17 protein-coding genes are annotated in these 22,221 nt (G+C 60.6%); 8 read left to right on the forward strand and 9 right to left on the reverse strand.

Going from position 1 to position 22,221, the window contains the following annotated elements; genetic code table 11:
- Positions 1-265 precede the first annotated feature (265 nt).
- Both recR and DXB98_RS01410 read right to left on the reverse strand, forming a co-directional pair.
- Complete coding sequence (recR, locus tag DXB98_RS01405; RefSeq protein ID WP_089573257.1) at positions 266-862, reverse strand: recombination mediator RecR; 597 nt, start codon at positions 860-862, stop codon at positions 266-268.
- Positions 863-875: 13 nt separating this feature from the next.
- The gene (locus tag DXB98_RS01410) at positions 876-1,196 is read right to left on the reverse strand and encodes a YbaB/EbfC family nucleoid-associated protein (protein ID WP_006235174.1); all 321 of its coding nucleotides are present in this window, start codon (positions 1,194-1,196) and stop codon (positions 876-878) included.
- Between the two features lie 341 nt (positions 1,197-1,537).
- Here DXB98_RS01410 and DXB98_RS01415 point away from each other — a divergent pair, with 341 nt between their 5' ends.
- The gene (locus tag DXB98_RS01415; RefSeq protein WP_117742885.1) at positions 1,538-2,011 is read left to right on the forward strand and encodes a hypothetical protein; all 474 of its coding nucleotides are present in this window, start codon (positions 1,538-1,540) and stop codon (positions 2,009-2,011) included.
- A gap of 21 nt (positions 2,012-2,032) precedes the next feature.
- On the opposite strand, the gene dnaX is transcribed toward DXB98_RS01415, so the two are convergent.
- Positions 2,033-4,501, reverse strand: a complete 2,469-nt coding sequence (dnaX, locus tag DXB98_RS01420; RefSeq protein WP_158553118.1) for a DNA polymerase III subunit gamma/tau — start codon at positions 4,499-4,501, stop codon at positions 2,033-2,035.
- A 115-nt stretch (positions 4,502-4,616) separates the two neighbouring features.
- Between dnaX and DXB98_RS10130 the strand changes: the two genes are divergently transcribed.
- A complete protein-coding gene (locus DXB98_RS10130) occupies positions 4,617-5,342 on the forward strand; it encodes a hypothetical protein (RefSeq protein WP_158553119.1) in 726 nt (241 codons plus the stop codon).
- A 105-nt stretch (positions 5,343-5,447) separates the two neighbouring features.
- Here DXB98_RS10130 and DXB98_RS01430 read toward each other — a convergent pair whose 3' ends face one another.
- The 6 genes from DXB98_RS01430 to DXB98_RS01455 form a co-directional block, all read right to left on the reverse strand.
- Entirely contained in the window at positions 5,448-6,107 is a 660-nt protein-coding gene (locus DXB98_RS01430) for a DUF5028 domain-containing protein (RefSeq protein ID WP_117742888.1), read from the reverse strand.
- Positions 6,108-6,112: 5 nt separating this feature from the next.
- A complete protein-coding gene (locus tag DXB98_RS01435) occupies positions 6,113-6,757 on the reverse strand; it encodes an ABC transporter ATP-binding protein (protein WP_117742889.1) in 645 nt (214 codons plus the stop codon).
- Positions 6,748-7,590 carry a hypothetical protein gene (locus DXB98_RS01440; protein WP_117742890.1) on the reverse strand — a complete coding sequence of 281 codons (843 nt, stop codon included), beginning with the start codon at positions 7,588-7,590 and terminating at the stop codon, positions 6,748-6,750. The genes DXB98_RS01435 and DXB98_RS01440 overlap by 10 nt, the downstream gene beginning before the upstream one ends.
- Entirely contained in the window at positions 7,590-8,477 is an 888-nt protein-coding gene (locus tag DXB98_RS01445) for an ABC transporter permease subunit (protein ID WP_117742891.1), read from the reverse strand. Before DXB98_RS01445 ends, DXB98_RS01440 begins: the two co-directional genes overlap by 1 nt.
- A 51-nt stretch (positions 8,478-8,528) precedes the next feature.
- Positions 8,529-9,041, reverse strand: a complete 513-nt coding sequence (locus DXB98_RS01450; RefSeq protein ID WP_117742892.1) for a hypothetical protein — start codon at positions 9,039-9,041, stop codon at positions 8,529-8,531.
- A gap of 109 nt (positions 9,042-9,150) precedes the next feature.
- Entirely contained in the window at positions 9,151-11,286 is a 2,136-nt protein-coding gene (locus DXB98_RS01455; protein ID WP_158553120.1) for a LuxR C-terminal-related transcriptional regulator, read from the reverse strand.
- A 436-nt stretch (positions 11,287-11,722) separates the two neighbouring features.
- On the opposite strand from DXB98_RS01455, the gene DXB98_RS01460 reads away from it, so the two are divergent.
- The 6 genes from DXB98_RS01460 (at position 11,723) to pknB (ending at position 21,918) form a co-directional block, all read left to right on the forward strand.
- A complete protein-coding gene (locus DXB98_RS01460; protein ID WP_117793949.1) occupies positions 11,723-13,576 on the forward strand; it encodes a serine/threonine-protein kinase in 1,854 nt (617 codons plus the stop codon).
- Complete coding sequence (locus DXB98_RS01465; RefSeq protein ID WP_117735400.1) at positions 13,573-14,583, forward strand: FhaA domain-containing protein; 1,011 nt, start codon at positions 13,573-13,575, stop codon at positions 14,581-14,583. The genes DXB98_RS01460 and DXB98_RS01465 overlap by 4 nt, the downstream gene beginning before the upstream one ends.
- A 6-nt stretch (positions 14,584-14,589) precedes the next feature.
- Positions 14,590-15,006: an FHA domain-containing protein gene (locus DXB98_RS01470; RefSeq protein ID WP_006235180.1), complete on the forward strand. Its 417-nt coding sequence runs from the start codon at positions 14,590-14,592 to the stop codon at positions 15,004-15,006.
- Positions 15,003-16,937: a Stp1/IreP family PP2C-type Ser/Thr phosphatase gene (locus DXB98_RS01475; RefSeq protein ID WP_117735399.1), complete on the forward strand. Its 1,935-nt coding sequence runs from the start codon at positions 15,003-15,005 to the stop codon at positions 16,935-16,937. The genes DXB98_RS01470 and DXB98_RS01475 overlap by 4 nt, the downstream gene beginning before the upstream one ends.
- Positions 16,938-16,953: 16 nt before the next feature.
- Positions 16,954-19,824: an FtsW/RodA/SpoVE family cell cycle protein gene (locus DXB98_RS01480; RefSeq protein WP_117735398.1), complete on the forward strand. Its 2,871-nt coding sequence runs from the start codon at positions 16,954-16,956 to the stop codon at positions 19,822-19,824.
- Between the two features lie 132 nt (positions 19,825-19,956).
- Positions 19,957-21,918: a Stk1 family PASTA domain-containing Ser/Thr kinase gene (gene pknB / locus DXB98_RS01485; protein WP_199407090.1), complete on the forward strand. Its 1,962-nt coding sequence runs from the start codon at positions 19,957-19,959 to the stop codon at positions 21,916-21,918.
- Positions 21,919-22,221: the final 303 nt, after the last annotated feature.

The raw sequence follows: 22,221 nt of genomic DNA on the forward strand, positions 1-22,221 counted from the left end.
GGCCGCTGCGCGGCCAGCAGACTAAAGTCTTGAACAAAAACACGCCGCTCGGGAGCGGCGCATTCATTCGAATCCATATTTGAGTGTATCAGCGAACCCAAAAGGTTGCGAAACGAATGGGCAAATTAAGGATGCGAATGAAAGCATCCATGCGATAAGCGGATACAAAGCATCTTTGTTGCACAACAAACTTACAGTCGCACGGGGAAATTATGGCTACCCCGTGCGTCGCGAGGATAACATACGGCAGGAGCAGGCTCGCCACCTAAATCGTGCGACGGGCCTCAATGGCGCGCCCAAGCGTAAGCTCGTCGGCATACTCCAGGTCGCCGCCCACGGGAAGGCCGCTTGCCAGACGCGACACCTCGACGCCCAGCGGCTTGATAGTGCGGGCCAGGTAGCTCGCCGTGGTCTCGCCCTCAATATTGGGGTTGGTGGCGATGATGACCTCGTGGATGTCCTCGTGGCCCAAGCGTGCCAGCAGCTCACGAATGTGCAGCTGCTCGGGGCCGATCTTGTCCATGGGACTGATCACGCCGCCCAATACGTGGTAGAGACCATGGTAGCTGCCCGTGCGCTCTATCGCCTGGACATCGCGCGGCTCGCCCACCACGCAAATGCGAGTGGTATCGCGCATCGAATCCTGGCAGATGGAGCACTCGTCGGCCGTGGCGTAGTTAAAGCAGCGGCTGCAAAAGTGAACCTCCTGCTTAACCTCCAGGATGGCCTCGGCCAGGCGACGCGCCTCCTCGGCATCGGCCTCGAGCAGGTAATAGGCGATGCGCTGAGCCGACTTGGGGCCAATGCCCGGCAGGCGACCCAGCTCATCGAGCAATTTTTGCAGGCTATGGTTGGCACTCATATATATGCGCGTCTTAGAACGGCATGCCCGGGATGTTGAGACCGCCGGTGATGGCGCCCATCTGCTTGTTGGCGAGCTCGTTGACGCCGCGAACGGCCTCGTTGACGGCAGCCATGATCATATCCTGCAGCATATCGACGTCCTCGGGATCGAGGGCATCGGGATCGATGGTGAGGTTGACGAGCTCCATCTCGCCGTTAACGGTCACCTTGACCATGCCGCCACCGGCAGAGGCGTCGACGGTCTGGGACTTAAGGTTTTCCTGCGCGGCGGCAAGCTGCTCCTGCATCTTGCGAGCCTGCTTCATCATCTGCTGCATGTTCATACCGGCCATGATGGCTCCTTTACGTGCGGCCGCACGCCGAGCTGCAAGGGCAGCCGGAGCACGGCGGGACTTTCAAACTCAAAAATCGTACCACGGCGCGGGGCCAGCGAGCGGGGCGGACGTGTTCCCTCAGTCGATATACATGTCCTGGAGTGCAAGCCGCACCCAAAGATTATGCGAAGTTGAATAATTCGCATCTGCATATTATTGAAAGCTAAATCTTGTAGAGCCGGAATCCGACATTTTCTGCGTACCACTAAATGGCTAAATGCCGAACCGCTGCTCGAGGCGGCGCTCATGATGGCAGGGTATAATTTGATTGTCACAGACAGCAATTTGGAGGTGCCCCCATGAATGCCCCCGACGCGCTCCAAGACATCCGCTCAAAACACCCCGTTGCATATGTGGTTCTCTATCTCTTTGTCGGCTGGGCATTACTGGTTGTCATCACCCATGCTATAGCCTTTGGAGCAGAACTGCTGATAGCCAGCTCGAACCAGCCCGTCGTCAAATGGGAAGCGACCGATGAGTGCACCGACGGGACCCGGACCGTTTACTACAACAGCCCGTCCCTTTACCAAGAGCTCAAGGTCAAGATAAAAGATTCCAAGATTGTTGATGCCGAGCCAGGCTCTTTTTTGACAATCGGAGCAGTTGCCAACGACATGCAAGTCGAGTACACAGACAGTCGTGCGACGTATCGTGTCGACCTCAGCACCCTAGGACGACCGTCGCGTACCTGCCTGCTCGAATGCGAGATGCGCGGCACCACGCTACACATGTCCGAAATACAGATGCGCCCGGGCAAGGGGTTCTCTTCTTGAGCAGTATACCCGCCTGCGCAGCTACTCCACCGGCTTGAAGATGGTGGACTGGCCGAAGACGCTGCGGATGAGGGCTTTGGCCTCGTCCTCGGTCTGCGGGATGCTCGGGGCTGCGCCCTGATGGCCGAAGGGGCTGCCGGCGCCGGGGTTGGACTCCCAGGGAGCTGCAGGAGCGCCCTCCTCTTTGGGGGCAGTTGCAGCGGACTTGGGCGCGGACGCCGCACCCGGCACGTCGAACGGGGGCAGATCGTCCCCGCCCGTGTCGGCGGCAAAACCGCCAACCATGGCGTCGTCGTAGGGTACCTGCTCGGATTCCCACGGTGCAGACGGCACGGACGGCTGAGCCTTGGGAGCGGACGCGCGCTCGGGAGCGCGGGGCGCAGGCTCGGTCGGGAGCTTGCCCGTGGCAGGAGCGCCGGCGGGATTGTCCGAGCGCAGCCAGGGGGCCTTGCCCAGGTCGGATGACTTGGGCGCGGGCGAGGCGGGCTTGGGCGCGGGTGTCGGAGCAGCCGGTTTGGCCGTGACGGGCTTAGGCGCCGACGGGGTCGGTGCCGCTACCGGTGCTGCTTTTGGCTGCGTTGCGCTGGCGCTCGAGGATGCAGGGGCCGCCGAGGACACGGGTTGCGGGTCCGCAGATGCCGCAGCCCGTGCAGATGGAGAATGCTCCTCATGTTGAGGAGCCGGCGTGCCACCCCCATCCAGGACATAGTCGACGGTACGACGACCGAAGACCGCGCAGACCGTCGGCAGGACCACCGACTGCGTATCGGCGCGACCGAGCATCTTGATGGCAAAAGTCGAACCCGCGGGGAACGAGACCGTGAGCTTGGAGCCGTCGTCGGCCGTGGCGCGAGCGTTGAGCAAAAGCCCTGCGTAGGAAGCCTGACGCGCCTTGACACGCTCGACAACCTCGGCCCATTTGCGCTGCAGCTCTCCGGCATCCTCGACCGCGGGCGTCTCGGCAGTACCGGCGGCGGCAACCTGGGCGGCATTGTTGGACTGGGGCTTAGGTGCCGGAGCGGTGGCAGGCGCGGGGGCCGCAACGGGCTGAGGCATCGGAGCCGGCGCAGACTGAGGTGCAGGCGCTGCAGGCTTGGAAGCTGACACGGGCGCAGGCTGAGCCGCCGGAGCGGCAGCACCACGGTCCCAAGGCATACCGCCCTGGCGCGCGGACGTACCAGCGGGGGCAGCGGATGCCGCCGGAGCGGCAGCACGGACGCCCGAAATGAGCGTCGGCTGCTGGGCAGCAGCGGGTACGGATGCTGCAGGCGCGGCGGCCTGAGCAGCAGCCACGCTCGCCGGTACCGCTGCATTGGCAACCATGGCCTCCAAACGCGCCATGCGCTCGGCCAATGCCTCAATCGTTAAATCAGCCTCGGGACGTGCCAGACGCGTGCAGGCGATCTCGAGCACCAGGCGTACGTCGCTCGCGCCCCTCATCTCCAGCGCAGCATCGTCGAGCACCGTCAGCACGCGGGCCAGGCGGTCGGCCGGATGCCCGCCAAAGGCAGCAGCCTCAGCAGCAAGCGTCTCGGCCTGCTCGGAGCCGCCCTCAAACAGCTCGGCACGAGCACCGGCAACGCACGCCACGTACACGTCGCGCACATGCGCCACCAGGTCGCGCGTCAGCTCCAGCAGGTCATTGCCCTCCTCGACCTGCGCACGAATCAGTCCATAGAGCTCGGCAACGTTGCGATCGGCAATGGCGCGGGAAAACTCGCCCAGAATCTGGTCCGAAACTTCGCCCAAAAGCGAGCGGGCATCGTCCGCATGCACGGTGCCGTTGCCGAAGACGCTCAGCTGCTCCAGCGTGGACAACGCGTCGCGCATGCCGCCCTTGGCATGGCGCGCCACGATAGCCAGCGCCTCATCGTCGTAATCGAAGCCCTCCCGCTCGCACACGTATGCCAGGCGATGCTCAATATCCTCGTTGCCGATGCGATGGAAATCGAAACGCTGGCAGCGCGAGAGGATGGTCTCCAGAATCTTTTGCGGGTCGGTAGTGCACAGCACAAAGATCACGTGTGCCGGCGGCTCCTCGAGCGTCTTGAGCAGCGCGTTAAACGCCGCCGTCGTGAGCATGTGGACCTCGTCGATGATATAGATCTTGTACTTGCCGCGCACCGGGGCAAAGTTGACGGAGTTGATGATCTCCTCGCGCACGTTGTCCACGCCCGTGCGGCTTGCGGCATCGAGCTCGTAGACGTCCGGATGGTTGCCCTCGGCGATGAGCTCGCACTCCTCGCAGGTGCCGTCGGGCATGCAGCCGCTCGCACCCTCGGCGCGCGCCGTCTCGGCATTGCGGCAGAGCAGCGCCTTGGCCAGAATACGCGCCATAGTGGTCTTGCCCGTGCCGCGCGGACCGCAGAACAGGTAGGCGTGGGACAGGCGCCCCTCGGTGATGGCGTGCTCGAGCGTCGAGACGATATGCTGCTGGCCCACCACGGAGTCGAAGGTGAGCGGGCGATACTTTCGGTACAACGATTCCATGGGTGCTCCCCCGGGTATACTGAGTCTTGTTGCCGCGACGGCCATGCGGTCGCACGGCATACTGCATTCATAATAACCCGTACGGCGAGCCCGCCGCGATAGGAGTCCAAAGAGCATGGCAGACGCAGAGAGTAACCTCGTTCCCTCCGAAGCAGCCGACCAGATCGAGGTCGCGCTCGAGGAGCAGGCAGCAGCCGATGACGGCATCCTGTACCTCAACGAGTACCAGTACGAAAACGACCTCGTCACCGACTTCGCCCGTCTGGTCGCCTCGCCCAGGCGTCGCGGCTCGCTGTATGTCGCCGCGGCAATTGCCGCGCTGCTGGGCGTTGGCATGCTGGTGGCCGGCGGCAACTGGATCAAGTTTGGCGTCGTCCTGATCGTGTTCGGCACCTTTTTGGCCTGGTGGAGCAAAAACCTGCACCACACGCTCGCCCGCGACTTTATCGATGCCGTCGAGGCCGACGAGTCCATGGGCGGCCGCTATCGCCGCGTCGCCGCCAACGAAGACGGCCTGATGGTCTGGGGCAAGAGCGGCAAGTCGCAGTTCTTCCCGTTTGAGAAGCTCGACCACGTACTCGACGGCGAGCGCATCTTTGTGGCCATGTTCGCCGACCAGGGCGTGACGATCCCCAAGGACACCTTTGTTCGCGGCGATGCCGAGCAGTTTGGCGCCTTCCTTAAGGCGCGCATCAACAAAAAACTCCGCATCGAGACCAAGAAGAAGAAAATGAAGGCCGAGAAGGCTGCCGCCGAGGCCAAGCAGGGCGACAAGGCCGACAAACCCCAGGGCGACAAGGGCAAGCAGCGCAAGCAGAAGAAGAGCAAGAAGAGGCGCTAGGCTGGCCGACACCGAAGGTGCCTCGTCTCGCGCCCGATTCCGGGTCGGGGCGCCTGAAATCGGGCGCGCGTACTGCCGATGGACCCGTTTTGCCTAACTCTCGAGCTATTTCACTTCAAACCTTAAGAGCCTTCGCTCCGGCAGATCGGTCATCTTCATCGTGTAAGTCCCGGGAAATGCTTTCTCAAAACGGACGGTTTCGTAATCTTCGAAATAGTCGTTGGTGTTTTGCATCATAAATGGGACGAGCAACTCGTTTTCTGCCCCCACCTGCACGGCAAATGCTGGAGACCCGCCTAAAACCGGCATCGCCTGACAAATTAAATCCGTATTGACCACAAAGTCGTAATTTGGAGAAGACTCTGGCACAAGATGCCAAAGGTACGTTTTGATTCCACCGTCTTCGTTATCCCTGTTCCGCACGCGCATTTTAACCGCAATGACGCACTTACAATTAGCGTCCTTCAGGCTCGTCTCAACATTCACGTCTCCGTATTTTGAATAGTCGTCATGAGACCGTCTAAGATATTCCCGTGGCGTCATCAACGCCGCATCATCCACGCAGAATGAATATCCCGAAGTTGGGCTGTCCTTCGAACCAAAGTATGCACCGTCCATCGAAAGCCATTTCCCCGCAGGATAATACTTCTCAGGAATCACCGTTCTATTGGCGTTAACAGCGCTTATCCTTGCACCAACCGCACCAATTACAGCGCAACCGCAGAGCGCGAGCGCGGATCTCCTCGTCAAAAGAGCCGATTCCATCTCACTCACAGCCTTTCCCGCACTTCGGCGATGGCGCCATCGCGCATGCAATAAACCCTATCGGCAAGTTCCGCGAGCACTTCCCCGTCATGGCTAGACAAAAGAACCTCACGGCCCGCTGAAGCTGCCAGCGAGACGACGCGCTTGAGCATTTCAACGCCCGCTTCATCGAGGGCATTCGTTGGCTCATCGAGAACAAGCAGCTTCGGCTTTTCCATAATTGCCGCAGCTATCCCCAGACGTTGTTTCATGCCGAGCGAGTAAGTCCGGAACTTCTTCTTCTCGTCAGCATCAAGCCCCACAAGTCGCAGAGCAGAACGGATATCCTCATCGGCAGCAACACCTTTGATCTTGGCGATGAGCTCCAAGTTGTCATAGCCGGATAGGTAGCCCATAAAAGAAGGCGCTTCGATCAGCATTCCCAGACTTGGCGGAAACGAAATATCCATTCCAAGCCTTTGTCCATCGATAATAATCTCGCCTTTAGTTGGCTTAATTAGTCCACAAACCGCTCGCATGAGCATGGTTTTGCCCGAGCCGTTAATGCCCTGAAGCCCGACAACGGTGCCCGGATTTATCTCGATAGACACATTGCGCAAAACGTCAATTTTACCGATTCGCTTCGATACGTTTTTAACGTTTACAGCCATACCGTGCCCTTCCTTTCTATAAAATCGGCTCGCCAAAACCAAAATCCGCCCATCAATAAACAAGCCGCCATGATCGCAAGTGAGACCAGCGCACTCGAAGCCACCGAGACGCCCCCTTTCACCATTCCGTCCCAGCGCAGAAGCATCAATGCGTTTCCCAACAACGCGCAATGACTTGTATATGCCGAGCAAATCAAATAACTCACGAGCGTCACAAACGCGACCGATGGCCCAAATGCAAATCCAACTGCAAGCTGCATAAAGGCAAGCGATTCAAAAGCAAGAAATAGACCCGCGAAAAACGGCAGTCCATCCGCTTCGCTCGATGTAAGAAAATCCTTGCCTAAGCTTACAAGTTGAAGCGACTCGCTATGTATAACCGTGCTAAAAGAGGCGCCCGTTGCCAAACTCCAAAGCACAACAGAGCAGACCACCACGAGCAGTGAGATTGTCGTTACCACCGTAACCAAAACAAACCGCGACACCCACCACAGCCACCTCGTACGGCACCGGACAAGCGTCTGCAAGCCGAACCCCCGCAATGATTCGACTGAATAATCGAGGGTTGTATAGAGAATGAGCAGGGTGAGAAACAGCCAGCCAAGTGGAGGAACGAACATGGCCCCCGGCCTAAACTCAAACGGAGTCGACCCGGCAAAAACCAGCGCGAAATTATCTGCAAACCCCAATATTTCCGTTTTAGTACCATATATCACGGACAGTCCATACGCATAGACCAAGTTCGCAATCGACATGACCGCCATTGCAATAAAAGCAACAGCATTCCTCTTCAATACGGTTCTCAAATCCGCCGCGAGCAATCGAAACAACATCAAATCACCTCGCGCCTCTCCAACACCTTCGCAAAAAACAGCGAAACAATAAGCAGGGCTACGATCTCTACAATCCCCGCTCGAATGTCGGGCCAGTTATTGAGCGATTCCGATCTAATGCTGTTGAGAATGTTGCAGTTGAATCCAATACACTGCAAGACGCTAAAAATCCAGTCATTAACAAAGTGCCACGCAACCATGAGTAGATACGGAACGATCACAGCCTTGACTCTGCTGCGAAACACAACCGACAGACCGGTCACGGCCATGGATAAAACCCCCAGCGTCACTGCATCGAACAGCGTATAAACCAATACGTAGAGCAAGGGCTGAGTATAAAAAAGAAGAGAAAAATAGCTGTGCAAGTAAAGGCCAACGTATGTCGTTTCATCGACCCGGGGCATATACGCGGGAAACAACATCGATACGATGAGAAAATTAACGGCGAGCGGTACGGCAGTTACAACAAATGCCGAGAGGAATGACGAGATGAGCTTCACGTTGATATAAAGCCTCCTCGACACGCGCGTACATAGTTGGGCGTCGTAACCGTTCAACCGCTCAGCCAGACATGACCAGGATCCCGCCAAGAGAGCGAGCAGCGGCAAGATGTAGAAAAAAATAGTCGCCGATAGTGGCGCATTTGCGCTCACGACTATCCAGTTGCCGAAACTACTCTCGCGCGTTTGTCCAAGATAGTGCTGCGCTTGCAGGCCAAGCCCATAACCGAAAGAGAGTAGATTATTCCGCTCTTGATTCAGGTAACACCACGACTCAACAGCAGCCGCCAACGCGATCAAAACGCCCATGACGAGGGAGGCAGCAAACAGCGGGCAGCGGAACGTCTTGTGCAGCTCGTGCCGCAGGACTCCCTTATTGTTAATCATGAATCCTCCTTCCCGCCCAGGCCCGCTGGCCCGGGCGGGTATCCATTCAAACTACGCCGGCAACTTCGAGAAGCGCCCAACGCAATCAGGACTCCAGACTCCATTAACGGTGCCATAGCCAGACTCAGCCCAAGCCGTCAGACGAGCCGCTGAACGCCCGCTCTCGCGAACCTGGTTGTACATCTCCCACTTTCCATAATGGTTGGAACGATATACGCCCTCGGTGCAATTTGCGCCACCGCTACCGTTTGTGTTGTAAGCTCCATCCACATACAAACGAAGTGGCTTGCCCGAATACCCCAAGATGTTGATATAGAGCGAGGAAGAATTGTCTTTCCGGCGATAGCCCGTCGCGCTTGTCCCGGAACATTGGAAACTAAATCCCGTATCCGCGTTGTTAACACAAGTCGCTATTCCGCTGTCGGCATTCTGCGTAACGCTTGAAACCTGAGAAGTGTCAAACTCCTCCTGAGCAAACGATACGATAGGAGCCCCCAGGGAAAGCCCCGCAATAATCGCAAGGCTCACTCCGATGCGGCCAATGGCGTTCTTTAACTTAATCATGACCTTCTCCAATCAAAAGCGGTTAACAATGCGTCGACGCACGGCAACCTTTGCATGAATGGAGAAAGATGTCTGTAAACACTCGCTATTGAGTTGATAATCCAGGCGTTTACACGTTATCCACCTGCGATAACAATGAAATAAGCTCCGCTTTGTTCTTGATCTTCAACTGGCGATAAGATGCGGATCGCAACGCTTGCACCGTAGATGCAGCATAACCTACGTCCTCCGCAATGGTCTTTGTCGTTGCGCCCTCTGCCGTCATCAGCAAAATTTGCGACTGAACATCAGAAAGGGAGCGCGATGTAAGCAAAGCCAGCTGGCGCACGCGAGCCGTTTCGGTGAACCCATTCGCACGGTACTCCAAGACGGCCCTCTCGTTCTCAACCGAGTGGGCGAGCGCGATGTGCGTGACGAACATGGGCACAGACCAGCAGACGACCACCGTTGCCACGACGACATTGACAGCCGAACTATACCCCAACAGCGACGCAAGGAACAGCGGCTCGAAAACCATCAGATCCTGCGCCATGTTGAGCAAGACGACCCAGACAGGAGCCGTCGCCCCAAAGCAAAGCATCCATACCCCAAGCATTTTGCGCTGCGGACAGCTTCGCAGCACTACATATGTGAGCAGCATCCCCGCCAGCACCACGAACCCATGAATTCGCCCCCTACTGGCCGCATAGATTGAAGCAGCGACACCTATTGACACCAATGGCACGATAGCCCGAGCACGGGCATGCACCTTAAACGGACGCAGCCCAACAGCGAGCGAAGCTGTAGACGCCACGCCGCAAAACAGGACCGGCACAGCCATCAACGGAACGCGTATGCACCTCCATGTCGAGATATAGATAAAAGACCATTCCGCAGCAGACAGTATCGCCCACATGCACGGACCTCCGAGCTCAATCGCCTCACCTGCTCTATCCAGCGCAGCTTCACGATTCGGTTTTCCACCCGCGTAGCGTAGCGACAGAAGCAGTCCGAGACCCAATGCATAGCTTGAGAGAGAAAAAGCGACAGCCCACGAAACACCGGATCCCCAATCGCTATCCGCCATTACCAACGGTCCAGCCGCAAGGAGGATAAAAAATAATGTGAGCAGGTATCGAAACAGCCGGCGCGTTCGAGCTGATGCCAACATATCGTCAGCATGCCGCTGCGGCAGCTCAGGCCCTACAGTATCACCCTCACCCGCAAACAACGCCACGAGCTCGCGTGAGCCCGCAACTGACGCCTTCCCGTATGCTCGGTGAAGCGTTGTTCGCACCGTCGATGGCTTCGTATCCGTCTCCTTGGCAATTTCCGCCGGCGTTTTCCCTTTGAGCAGCAGTCGAACAAACTGCTCTTCTCTAGGCGACAGGGCAGGGGAAAACGCCTCCGCATCGAATGGGTCAGACGCGTGGGCGATATCCGAATTGTTGTCCCGTTTTCTCCTTAGTAACATGCATACGAAGGCAGCGGCGATAGCAGACCCCATCGCAAGCAATGCAATGATCGCGGCATCGCTTGCGAAGTATGCCGCCTCAACAGCCGGAACAAGGCCAATAGGGACTGCCACGAGCACAGAACGGGCAAACACGTCGCTCTGCCCCCGACCAAAGGCGCGGGAGCAGCGAAACAGCGGGGCCACAGCCAATGCGAGATAGACCAACGGAATTAAAAGCGCAAGGCCAATTGATGCGGCCGAAACAGAGGGTATCCCCCATGGCTCGGGGACAATTCTCCATGAAACTCGACAGCAAAACAGCAGGCAAGACAGGACGGCTATTGTTTCTGTAAAAATCGCGTTCTGCAGGCGACGATTCTCTCTTTCGTCGGTCGGCGTCGCCCCCTGCGTCAAAGGAGAGCCCGCCGTGTCCCAAATAACATATGAGAGGAGCAACGCCCCAGCAAAGCACGAGACGCACGAAACGCCATGCAACAGCCAGATCGGTGCAAACACGAATGGAATAGAATCTCCGCGAGCATAGAAGGCCAAGTCAACCCACTCGGGAACCGTTGCAATAACACCAAGGAAAACACCGATAGCACCGAGATGCCTCGGCCGTCTCATTCCCCCCTTGCATAGCGCAGCACCATGAACAAACGCGGCGAGGCATGCGCCCAGGATAACGAGCCAGGTCATTGCACCTGACGCCAGGCCGATTGAAGATGAAAACCGGTGATAAGGGGTGACCGCCATTACGACAAGCGCAATGGCGCAGGCAGATGTAGCAGAACGGCGGGAAAAAAGCATATGGCCTCCATAGCGTGTCATTATATCGCTCGAGCCGCTCGTTTATCTCTGTTCCCACACCAGCCAGCATCAACGATTCAGGCGAACTCCAATCCGAGCCAGATCACGGTCCAGCTTTTGTCCGCAGTCCCCGCTCCAAAATGGGATGCGGTTTCCTTTTGAGCGCCGGTTCGGAAAGTCCGTCCCGTTCCAGGCCATTATTCTGGGATGCAGCTTCCGCAAGCTGCCCCTTTGGAAAGCGCATCCCATTATTTGGTTGAAAACCGGTCCCCCACTTTCCGAACGAGCCGAAACGACCCGAACCGATCGGGCCACCTCATCCCCGTTTCCTCGCCATCTGCCCGAGCGTGCTACACTAGCAGCATCTATGCCACCGCGAACGGCTTGCCCCGCGCCCGCCGCTCGCAAACGAACTTTAAACGCACGAGGGTTGGCCATGCCGCTTTTCTCGCAACATACCGCCCGGTTCTCGCCGGACGTTCCTTTGGAGGGCACCAGCTCTCGCGAGCTGCTCAAGCGGTACCAGCCGCTCGAGACGCTTGCGACCGGCGGTTTTGGCTCCATCGAGATCTGCCGCGACACGCACCTGCGCCGCCGCGTCGCCATTAAGCGCATCCCCCTTATCAACGGTTCCGGCATGCCCGCCAGCGACATCATGGATGTCCTGCGCGAGGCGCACACTGCCGCTATGCTTCAACATCCCAATATCGTGCAGGTTATCGACTTTACGCACGACACCGCCTATGCCTACCTGGTTATGGAATATGTCGATGGCATGTCGCTAGCCGAGTTTTTGCATCGCGTGGACGGCCACTCACTTACCTTTGACGAGGCCGCGGCCATTGCCGATGCCCTGGGCCAGGCGCTCACCTTCGCCCATAGTAATGGCGTACTCCACCTAGACATTAAGCCCGCCAACGTGCTCATCGACCACTCGGGCAATGTAAAGCTCACCGACTTTGGCATGGCGCGGCTGTCGTCCGCCGGTGGCTTTGGCGGCTCGCGCGGCGGCACCATCGGCTACATGCCGCCCGAGCAGCTCGATATCGAGACCGGCACGGTCGACGAACGCGCTGATGTCTTTGCCCTTGCCTGCGTTATCTATGAGGGCTTGTGCGGCAGCGCTCCCTTTATGGCGGCCACGCCCGCCGACTCGCTCGACCGTATCATCGGCGGCGCCACCTATCCCAGCGAGCTGATACCACACTTTCCCCCGGGAGCCGAGAGCGCGCTCATGAGCGCGCTCTCCCCCATGCCGCAGGACCGCCCCAGCAGCATCGAGGCATTTTGCGACCAGCTCCTTGCCGGTCTGGGCAGCGTACGCGAGGGCCGTCGCAGCTTGGAGCAAATGGTTGGCGAGCTTTCGGATGACGAGCAGGAGCTCGACGATATCGAGCCGTCGTACTACGAGGACGACGCCATCGAGGTCGACCCCGCACTCGGCTGGGCGGGCACGCGCTGGAGCCATGCGCGCGACTACACCATGCGCGCTATCTCGGCGCTAGCGTGCGGCACCTTTAGCTTTTTGCTGATGCAAACGGCTGGGGTCGCGGCGCTTCCCGGCCTGGTCATTGCGGCTATCGCGATCGGAGCGGCGGCCGGCCTGGCCCCCCAGATTGGCTCGGCCATCTCGGCCGTGGGCTTTTTGGTGCTCATGGCAAACGCCACCATGCAGGCGCAGGGCATCCTGTCGATGTTGCCCGTCGCGGTGATCTTTGCCGCCGCCATGTCCGGTTGGTGGATCGCCTGGGGTCGCACCGAGGCTGCCGCGAGCGCCGCACTCACCTGTGCACTCGTGCTTGGCTGTCTGACCGGCAATACCTTCCTGGCAGCTGGGGTCACCGCCGGCGTCGCGTCATTTTGGCTCGGCCCGGCAAACGCCGCCGCGGCAACGGGCATGGGCGCACTTTTTGCCCGTCTGGCCACGGTCGCGCTTTCAGCCGGAGGCGTGCTGGGGCTCGGTAACGTTGCCGCGGCGCTGGGAGACCCACTCCTTTGGGCTGCCTTTGTGCTGGTAGCGGCAACTGCCGCGGCGTCATCTGCGCTGCTCAATGCCCATGCCAAGCGTGCCGATCAGGGCTCAAACCTTGCCGCAATCGCCGCCATCGCTGTCACCGGCATCGGCTGCGCAGCGGCGTCCTGTCTTGCACACCATATGGAAATTGCCAGCCTTGCAGCCGCGGTCGTCGCCAAGGCGGCGGTTGCGGGAACCCTATCCTCTATAATCGTTGGGATATGCCTATATTTGCTCGGATACCAAAGAACCTATACGGAGAGTGATCTTTCGTGAACTTCCTGAACATCTTCGAGGACCACGTGGCCGGCATCTTCGGTGCCACCCGTGCCCCGTTCTCCTTTAAGAAGCTTGCCAAGCAGGCCGCTCGCGACATGGAGGATCAGACTCTGGTGATCAACGGCGTCAACACGGCGCCGGCACTCTATACCATCCTTATCGCCGCCGACGACGATCCCATGCTCGCCCCGTTCTACCCCGAGCTTTCGCGCGAGGTCCGCGAGTTCGTGAAGGCGCAGGCCGAAAAGCGCCGCTATGTCTTTGTCGGCGAGCCCCTCGTGCGCTTTATGATCGATCCGCAGCTGCGTGCCGGCAAGTTCTCGGTCTTTGCCGAGAACGTCGATGCCCCCACGCTCGGCCGCCTGTACGAAGAAGAGCGCGCCTATCAAAACGGTCTGGGCCAGAACAACTCCGCCGCAAGCCGTGCCGCCAGCGCCCCGCGCGCCGGCCAGCAGCAGTTTGCTGCCCCGCAGCAGCAGCGCCCCGCCGCCATGCCCCAGCAGCAGCCGACGCCTCGCGCCGCCGCTCCCGACCCGCTTGCCGTAGCAGATCCCTTCGCGCCTAGCGTCCCCGACCCCGCCGCTCCTATCCCGGTGCCGCAGACCGTCTCGCGCGACGCGCTTGCCGGCATGGGCGGAGCCGCCGCGACCGGTGCCGCCGTGGGCCTAGGCACCGCAGCCGGCATCGCCTCCAACATGGCGAGCACTCGCGCCCCGCAGCGCCCGCTCGCCCAGCTCGTCGACGTCGTGAGCGGCGAGAGCCATAGCATCACCTCCGCACAGGTGACTATCGGTCGCGAGCGCTCAGTTTCCGATATTGCCCTGCGCGACCCCAACGTGTCGCGCCGCCACGCCCAGCTCACCTTTACGGGCTCGGATTGGTCGATCGAGGACCTCAATTCCACCAACGGCACGCTCGTCAACAACCGCCGCATTACGCGCTGCCCGCTGCGCAACGGCGATCTGCTGACGTTTGGCCTGAGCACCTTTGAATTTAGGGGATAGTCGCTTATGAACATCGATATCGTCCTTTTTGCAGGCCGCATCGTCCTGGTCGCCCTGCTCTATATCTTCCTGTTCGCCGTCATGAAGACCGGCGTGGGACTTGTGCGCGGACAGCGCCGCGACTCGGCTATCTGGACGATCGATGTGGACAAGGGCCCGCGCGGCATCCGTGGCATCCACGTAGACATGCTCGGCCCCGTCATCGTCGGTCGCTCGCCATCTTCGGACATCTGCATCAACGAACCGTTCGTCTCGGCCTCGCATGCGCGCTTTTCGCTGCAGGGCCCGGCGCTCATCATCGAGGACCTCAACTCGCTTAACGGCACGCTCGTCAACGGCCGCCAGCTTGTGGAGCCTGCCACGCTGCGCGAGGGCGACGAAGTCCAGATTGGCGATGTGGTCATGAAGGTGAACCGTCGATGATCGACGAGGAGAACAAGTCCACAACTATGACCGAGGCACCGGCTGCCGCCACAGCTGCACCGGCCCACGCCGCTCCGGCGGGCTCCGCACCCGTGGAACCCGAGGACACCGTGTTCTCCCTGCCTCTTTCGCATGTAACGCATGATATTTCGGATCTCGCCGATAACGAGGACGAAGAGAATGCCGTAGCGGCGCCCATCGGCGCACATGCTGCGGATCAGCCCACAGCGCCAGAAGCAACCCCGACGCCAGCTCACTTTGCAGAGCCCGTCGCCGCGGCAATCAACGAGAGCGCTGCGGTGTTTGCGGCACCCGAGCCCGCCGCGCCGGCGTTTCCCATAGCCCCGTCATCCGAGGTTGCGCCCGCGTCTACGCCGGCGCCCGAGGCAGGGCCATCCCCCGAGGACGGCCCTGCGCCCAAGACCCCGCAGCCTGCGCCCGCAAGCGAGTCCGATGCCGTGGCCGAGCCCGCCGCCCAGTCGCAAAGCACGCCCGCGCCGTCGCACTTTGCGACACCCGAGCCTATAGACGTCAGCCCGCAAGACGACGAGTCGACCGCCCGCGTGTCCGAGGAGTCGGGCTCCTCGGACACCGGCGATTCCGAATCAAACGCCGAGACCGACACCGTCTCTCCCGGTGACACAGCCGAGATCGACGTAGCCGCCGTTGAAGCCAAGCTCAAAGACCCCGGCTCGACCATGAGCTTTGAGCCCCTGACCGAGGAGCGCATCGAGACCGACTCGACCTATGATGCCGGCACCACCACGCAACTCATGTGGGGTGCCCGCTCCGACGTTGGCTGTGTGCGCCCGCACAATGAGGATTCCTACCTGGTGCAGTCGCCGCTCTTTTGCGTATGCGACGGCATGGGCGGTCACGCCGCCGGCGAGGTAGCCTCTTCCATCGCCGTCGAGACTATTGCCAAGACGGCCCCGCAGTCCGCCGACGCAGCACGCCTGGCCGCAGCCGTCGAGGCAGCCAACGCCGCCGTAATCGAGGCCGCCCTGAACGGCCTAGGCAAGCCCGGCATGGGCTGCACAGCCACTTGCGCCTATATCGAAAACGACACGCTCGCCATCGCCCACGTGGGCGACTCTCGCGCCTACCTGCTCCACGAGGGCACGCTCATCCGCGTGACCCGCGACCACTCCTACGTGGAGGAGCTCGTGGACGCCGGCGAGATAACGGCAGACGAGGCTCGCGTCCACCCCAACCGTTCGGTCATCACCCGTGCGCTGGGCTCAGACCCCGCCATGTATGCCGACCACTTCACTCTGCATATCGAGGAAGGCGACCGCCTGATCCTGTGCTCTGACGGCCTTTCGAGCATGATTCCCGATAGCGATATCGAGAACATCGCCACGCAGTCCTCAACCGCGCAAATCTGCGTCGACAACCTAGTGGACGCGGCGCTTGCCGCCGGCGGCCACGACAACGTGACCGTAGTAGTCGTTGACCTGGTTGACGATGGCGTTATGCGCGAGGCGCAACGCGTGCGTCGCCGCAACGTCACCATCGGCGTCGTCTTAGGTCTCGTCTTGGTGCTGGCGGCTGCCATCTGGGCCTACACGGGTGTCACCGGCTCGTACTACCTGGGTACCTACCAGGGCAATGTCGCCGTCTGGCGCGGCCTGCCCGGCAAGCCACTCGGACTCAAGCTCCACTGGCTCGAAAGCGAAACCAGTATCAAGCTGTCCGACCTGCCCGAAGACACGCAAAACCGCCTCAAGGCGGGCATTCCGCAAACAAGTGTCGACGATGCGCAGGACACGATATCCAAGTACCGCCACCAGATCGACGAGGAGCAGACCCGCCAGGTGATCGACGCGCAAACGATTCGCGACAACACCGACCAGGGATCGACCTCCGAATCAGATTCCGAGAAAACCGCCGAACAGTCCGCCGAGGCCGAAGCCTCCGATAAGAATTAGAAAGGGAGTGCCGCTTATGAGTCGCCGCAACACCGAACTGCTCTTGCTCATCGCCTCGGCGTTCCCCGTCATCCTGCTGTATGCGATGTACGTCCTCACCGCGGGCGCTGCCATCTCCTTTGAGACGCTCGCCGTACCGATCGGCCTCTTCGCCGCCTTCGCCGCAGCACATATCGCCGTGCGCATCTTGGCGCCTGGCGCCGACCCCGCCATCCTGCCCATCGTATTTATACTTTCGGGCATCGGCATCACGTTCGTGACACGCCTCGCCCCCGCTCTCGCCATCTCACAGCTCATCATCCTGTTTGTCTCGGTGGCGCTCATGGTGGGAACGCTTGCACTGGTCAAAAACCTCGACGTGGTCATGCGTTACAAGTACACCTTTGGCATTATCGGCATCATTCTGCTGATGCTGCCCATCTTTATCGGCACCACGATCTCGGGCTCCAAGCTGTGGATTCGCATCGCGGGCTTTACCATCCAGCCCGGCGAGTTCGCCAAGGTCTTTATCGTGCTGTTCCTGGCCGGCTACTTGGCCGAGAACCGCGAGCTGCTCTCCATCTCCAACCGCAAGATCCTGGGCTTTAAGATCCCTCGCCTGCGACTGCTGCTGCCGCTGTTTGCCGTGTGGGGTGTGTGCCTGCTCGTCGTCGTCTTCGAACGCGACCTGGGTTCGGCCGTGCTGTTCTACACCATCTTCTTGCTGATGCTCTACGTTGCCACAGGGCGCTTTTCGTATGTCGTTATCGGCCTTGCGCTCTTAGCCGTTGGAGCCGTGGGCGCCTACAAGTTCCTGTCGCACGTTCAGGTGCGTTTCCAGGTTTGGGTCGATCCGTTTAAGGACGCCCAGGGCCAGGGCTACCAGATCGTCCAGTCGCTCTTCTCGCTTGCCGATGGCGGTCTGGTCGGTGTTGGCATCGGCAACGGCATGGCCAACAACATCCCCGTCGTCGAGTCCGACTTTATCTTCTCGGCTATCGGCGAGGAGATGGGCCTTTTGGGCGGCGGCGCCGTGCTCATCCTGTTTATGCTCTTTGCCGTGCGTGGCCTCACCACGGCTGCCCGCGCTAAATCCGACCTCGCAGCCTTTAGTGCCACGGGCCTTACGGCCGCCATCAGCTTCCAGGCCTTCTTGATCGTTGGCGGCGTAACCCGCCTGATCCCGCTGACCGGCGTCACCCTGCCTTTTATGAGCCAGGGCGGCTCCTCGCTGCTGGCGAGCTTTATCATCGTCGCGCTTCTGCTGCGCGCCGGTGACGAGGCAACCGGACGCGAGGCCGAGCTTACCGGCACCGGCACCATGGCCGCCATCACCGATGATCAGGTCGCATCTGCCGCCGCCCCGACGGGCACGCGCTTTGCCACCTCGTCTTCCTACGGCAGTGGCAGCCATTCCGTCGGCTCGCGCATGCGTCGTCGCCTGCTCGACACGCCTGAATCCGGTGTGCTCGGCCGCGTTGCGCTCGCCAACCGTCTAACCCGTGCGGTGCTAGCCTTTACGGCGCTGTTTGCCATCCTTATCGGCAACCTCACCTATGTCCAGGTCATCAAGGCCAAGGACTATCAGGATATGCCGACCAACAACCACACCATCGCCCGCTCCAAGTACATCCAGCGCGGCTCCATCATCACGTCCGACGGCGTGACGCTGGCCGAGTCGCTGCAGCAGGAGGACGGCACCTACGTACGCTCCTACCCCAACGGCAACCTGGCAGCGCACGTGGTTGGCTACGTGAGCCAGCAGTTTGGCACCACCGCCATCGAGAGTGTCATGAACGACACGCTCACCGGCTCCAAGGATTACTCCAGCTGGAACAACGCCATCGCGTCGCTCGCGGGCCAGACCCAGCCGGGCAACACCGCCAAGCTCACCATCGACTCGCGTATCCAGACAGCTGCCGAGCAGGCACTCAAGGGCTTTAAGGGCGCTGTAGTGGTCATCGACCCGCGTACCGGCGCGGTACTCGCATGTGCCAGCTCGCCCACCTACGACAACACCAACATCGACGCCCTGCTGCAGGCGGGCGGCGGCGAGGACGGCTCCATGTACAATCGCGCCATGGACGCGCTGTACACGCCGGGCTCCACGTTTAAGGTCGTTACGCTTTCCGCAGCACTCGAGACCGGTACCGCCAGCCTTACCAGCACCTACCAGGCGCCCGGCTCCATGGACATCGGCAACGCACCGGTCATCAACTATGCCAACGAGAGCTACGGCACCATCAGCCTGCAGCAGGCCTTTGCCGTGTCCTCCAACGTCGTCTTTGGCCAGGTGGCAAACGAAGTTGGTGCAAACACGCTCGTGCAGTTTACCAACGCCTTTGGCTACGGCCAAGAGCTCGGCCAGGACCTGACCTCCACGGCCTCCATCATGGCCGACCCGTCGCTCATGACCGAGTGGGAGACCGCCTGGGCCGGCGCCGGCCAGCCTGTCGGCATGGACCACACGCCCGGCCCGCAGACCACCGTCATGCAAAACGCCGTGATTGCCGCCGCCATCGCTAACAGTGGCGTGGTCATGGACCCGTACTTTGTAGCCCAGGTACTCGCCCCAGACGGAACCGTGGTTAAGACCACGCAGTCCCGCTCGCTGGGCCAGGCTGTCAGCTCTGCCACGGCCGACCAGGTCAAGCAGGCCATGCTCGCCGTCGTCCAGTCCGGTACCGGCGCCGATGCCCAGGTCCCCGGCGTCAAGGTTGCCGGCAAGACCGGTTCGGCAGAGATCGGCGGCACCAACGTCAACTCGATGTTCGTTGGCTTTGCACCTTACGATTCACCCACGGTCGCCATCTCGGTGGCCTTGGAGGATTACGACAAACACGACGTCAAGGCGGCCAAGATTGCCGGCATCGTCCTGACCGCGGCGCTCGCCGCACAGGGAGCGTGATGCCCATGATCGAATCGGACACCCGAGGCGCACCGCGGCCGAAGAGTTAGCGGCAACGCGCCACACGGCCCCAGCGGCCACATCGTAGGTACTACACACATCGTTGAGCGAATAGTTATGTTAGGAGCAGGAATGGAACAGAGGGTCCTCGGGGGAAGATACCTCCTCAAGGATAAGGTGGGGACAGGCGGTATGGCGACCGTCTACCGTGCACAGGACCAGGTCCTCGACCGCACGGTAGCCGTCAAGATCATGCTGCCGCAGTATGCTGGCGACGCAACCTTCGCCGCACGCTTTAAGCAGGAGGCCCAGGCAGCAGCCGGTCTCTCCTCCCCCTATATCGTGGGCGTCTACGATTGGGGCAAGGACGGCGACACCTATTACATCGTCATGGAGTACCTGCGCGGTACCGACCTTAAGAGCGGAATCAAGAGCCACGGTGCCCTCGACCCCAAGAAGGTCGCCCAGATCGGATCGCAGATCAGCTCTGCACTCTCGGTCGCCCACAAGCACGAGATCATCCACCGCGACATCAAGCCGCAGAACATCATGGTGCTGCCCGACGGCAACATCAAGGTCATGGACTTTGGCATCGCGCGCGCCAAGAACAGCCACCTCACGCAAGACAACAACGTGCTGGGAACCGCCCACTACGTCAGCCCCGAGCAGACCCGCGGTCAGGACCTCGGCCCCACCTCGGATATCTACTCGCTGGGCGTCGTGATGTATGAGTGCGCCACCGGCCGCGTTCCCTTTGACGGTGACGACGCTATCTCGGTCGCACTCAAGCAGGTCAACGAGCTGCCTATTCCGCCGAGCCAGATCAACTCCGGTGTCGATGCCGACCTTGAGCGCATCATCCTTAAGTGCATGGAGAAGGACCCGGCAAACCGCTTCCAGACCGCCGACGAGCTGCGTCAGGTGCTCAACAGCTACCTGTCCGGTCGTGCCGTCAACATCTCGGAGCCCACGCGCATCATCGGTGCCCCCGGTGAGCTTGGCGCCACCAAGACTCGCGAGCTTTCCGATCAGACGCGCGCCATGGTGCGTCCCGTCTCGGGCGTGAGCGGCCAGAATACCGCCCGTAGCTCGGTTTCGGGCTCCACCGGCTCCTACGAGGTCGAAAAGCCCAAGTCCAACAAAAACAAGATCATCGCCGCCGTGGTGGCAGCTGTTGCCGTCATCGGCATCGTGGTGGCCTTTGCCACAGGACTCTTTGGCGACGAACAGGTCACCGTGCCCGACGTGCTGGGCAAGGACCAGCAGACTGCCGTCGAGCTGATCAAGGAGGAAGGCCTTGAGGTCGGCACCATCGACCAGAGCTATAACGACGATGTCGACGAGGGCAAGGTTGCCGAGCAGACCCCCAACGGAAACACCAAGAAGCCCAAAGGCACCAAGGTGAACCTGGTGATCTCCAAGGGCCCCAAGCCCTCCGAGAAGGTTGAGGTTCCCCTGCTTGTCGGTCTAACCAAGGACCAAGCAGAGGCGGCACTGGCAAGCGTTGGCCTAAAGGGCAACGCCACCGAGGAGGCCAACGAGGCCGATGAGGGCCAGGTCTTTGAGCAGGGCACCGAAGCCGGTAAGGAAGTCGAGAAGGGCACGACCATCTCGTACAAGGTCTCGAGCGGCCCGGATACCACGTCCGTCCCCGACCTGACCGACATGACCGAGGCCCAGGCGCGCAACGCCCTCGATATGGCAGGCTTTGGCGTCGACGTGAGCTACCAGGAGAACGACTCGGTTACCGAGGGCACCGTGATCAGCTGGAACCCCAGCGGCAAGCAGAAGCCCGGTGCCACGATTACCGTCGTCATTGCCAAGAAGTCCGGCAAGGCCACCGTCCCGGGCAACCTGTACGGCAAGAGCATTTCCGCCGCCGTCACCGCGCTCAACAACGCCGGTTTCTATAACATTGGCTTCTGTGACCAGAACGGCAATCCCGTGAGCGGTAACGAGGATGCCACCGTTACCGGCGTCTCCCCCACCGGCAAGCAGTCCACCGACAGCACGATTACGCTGACGGTTGCACTTTCTGGCTCGGGTTCGGGTTCGGGCACGAGCACGGGCGACGATTCCGGTACGACCAACTAGTCGCCACCCAACCGCTCATTACGGCTCTCGCCGCAAACATATTCGCTCACAGGCGCCCGCTTGCTCCCCCAGCAAGCGGGCGCTTCATTTTTGACATGGCATTGAATCAGAAGAGCCCGGCACCGCTGCGGTACCGGGCTCGATATTCCTCTGGTGCCCCCGGGCGGATTCGAAAACTTCCCCCCCCCGCCGGGAAATTGGTGACGCGGGTGTCGACGGTCCGAATCCTGCCCTTAGACCAGAAGAGCCCGGCACCGCTGCGGTACCGGGCTCGATATTCCTCTGGTGCCCCCGGGCGGATTC

Origin of the sequence: Collinsella sp. OM07-12 (assembly GCF_003438275.1) — a bacterium.
Taxonomy (GTDB): Bacteria; Actinomycetota; Coriobacteriia; order Coriobacteriales; family Coriobacteriaceae; genus Collinsella.

What these genes read in the sequence shown, in the direction of transcription:
- recR (WP_089573257.1), bottom strand. Translation starts at nt 862, where the DNA reads ATGAGTGCCAACCATAGCCTGCAAAAATTGCTCGATGAGCTGGGTCGC.
- DXB98_RS01410 (WP_006235174.1), bottom strand. Translation starts at nt 1,196, where the DNA reads ATGGCCGGTATGAACATGCAGCAGATGATGAAGCAGGCTCGCAAGATG.
- DXB98_RS01415 (WP_117742885.1), top strand. Translation starts at nt 1,538, where the DNA reads ATGAATGCCCCCGACGCGCTCCAAGACATCCGCTCAAAACACCCCGTT.
- dnaX (WP_158553118.1), bottom strand. Translation starts at nt 4,501, where the DNA reads ATGGAATCGTTGTACCGAAAGTATCGCCCGCTCACCTTCGACTCCGTG.
- DXB98_RS10130 (WP_158553119.1), top strand. Translation starts at nt 4,617, where the DNA reads ATGGCAGACGCAGAGAGTAACCTCGTTCCCTCCGAAGCAGCCGACCAG.
- DXB98_RS01430 (WP_117742888.1), bottom strand. Translation starts at nt 6,107, where the DNA reads ATGGAATCGGCTCTTTTGACGAGGAGATCCGCGCTCGCGCTCTGCGGT.
- DXB98_RS01435 (WP_117742889.1), bottom strand. Translation starts at nt 6,757, where the DNA reads ATGGCTGTAAACGTTAAAAACGTATCGAAGCGAATCGGTAAAATTGAC.
- DXB98_RS01440 (WP_117742890.1), bottom strand. Translation starts at nt 7,590, where the DNA reads ATGTTGTTTCGATTGCTCGCGGCGGATTTGAGAACCGTATTGAAGAGG.
- DXB98_RS01445 (WP_117742891.1), bottom strand. Translation starts at nt 8,477, where the DNA reads ATGATTAACAATAAGGGAGTCCTGCGGCACGAGCTGCACAAGACGTTC.
- DXB98_RS01450 (WP_117742892.1), bottom strand. Translation starts at nt 9,041, where the DNA reads ATGATTAAGTTAAAGAACGCCATTGGCCGCATCGGAGTGAGCCTTGCG.
- DXB98_RS01455 (WP_158553120.1), bottom strand. Translation starts at nt 11,286, where the DNA reads ATGCTTTTTTCCCGCCGTTCTGCTACATCTGCCTGCGCCATTGCGCTT.
- DXB98_RS01460 (WP_117793949.1), top strand. Translation starts at nt 11,723, where the DNA reads ATGCCGCTTTTCTCGCAACATACCGCCCGGTTCTCGCCGGACGTTCCT.
- DXB98_RS01470 (WP_006235180.1), top strand. Translation starts at nt 14,590, where the DNA reads ATGAACATCGATATCGTCCTTTTTGCAGGCCGCATCGTCCTGGTCGCC.
- DXB98_RS01475 (WP_117735399.1), top strand. Translation starts at nt 15,003, where the DNA reads ATGATCGACGAGGAGAACAAGTCCACAACTATGACCGAGGCACCGGCT.
- DXB98_RS01480 (WP_117735398.1), top strand. Translation starts at nt 16,954, where the DNA reads ATGAGTCGCCGCAACACCGAACTGCTCTTGCTCATCGCCTCGGCGTTC.
- pknB (WP_199407090.1), top strand. Translation starts at nt 19,957, where the DNA reads ATGGAACAGAGGGTCCTCGGGGGAAGATACCTCCTCAAGGATAAGGTG.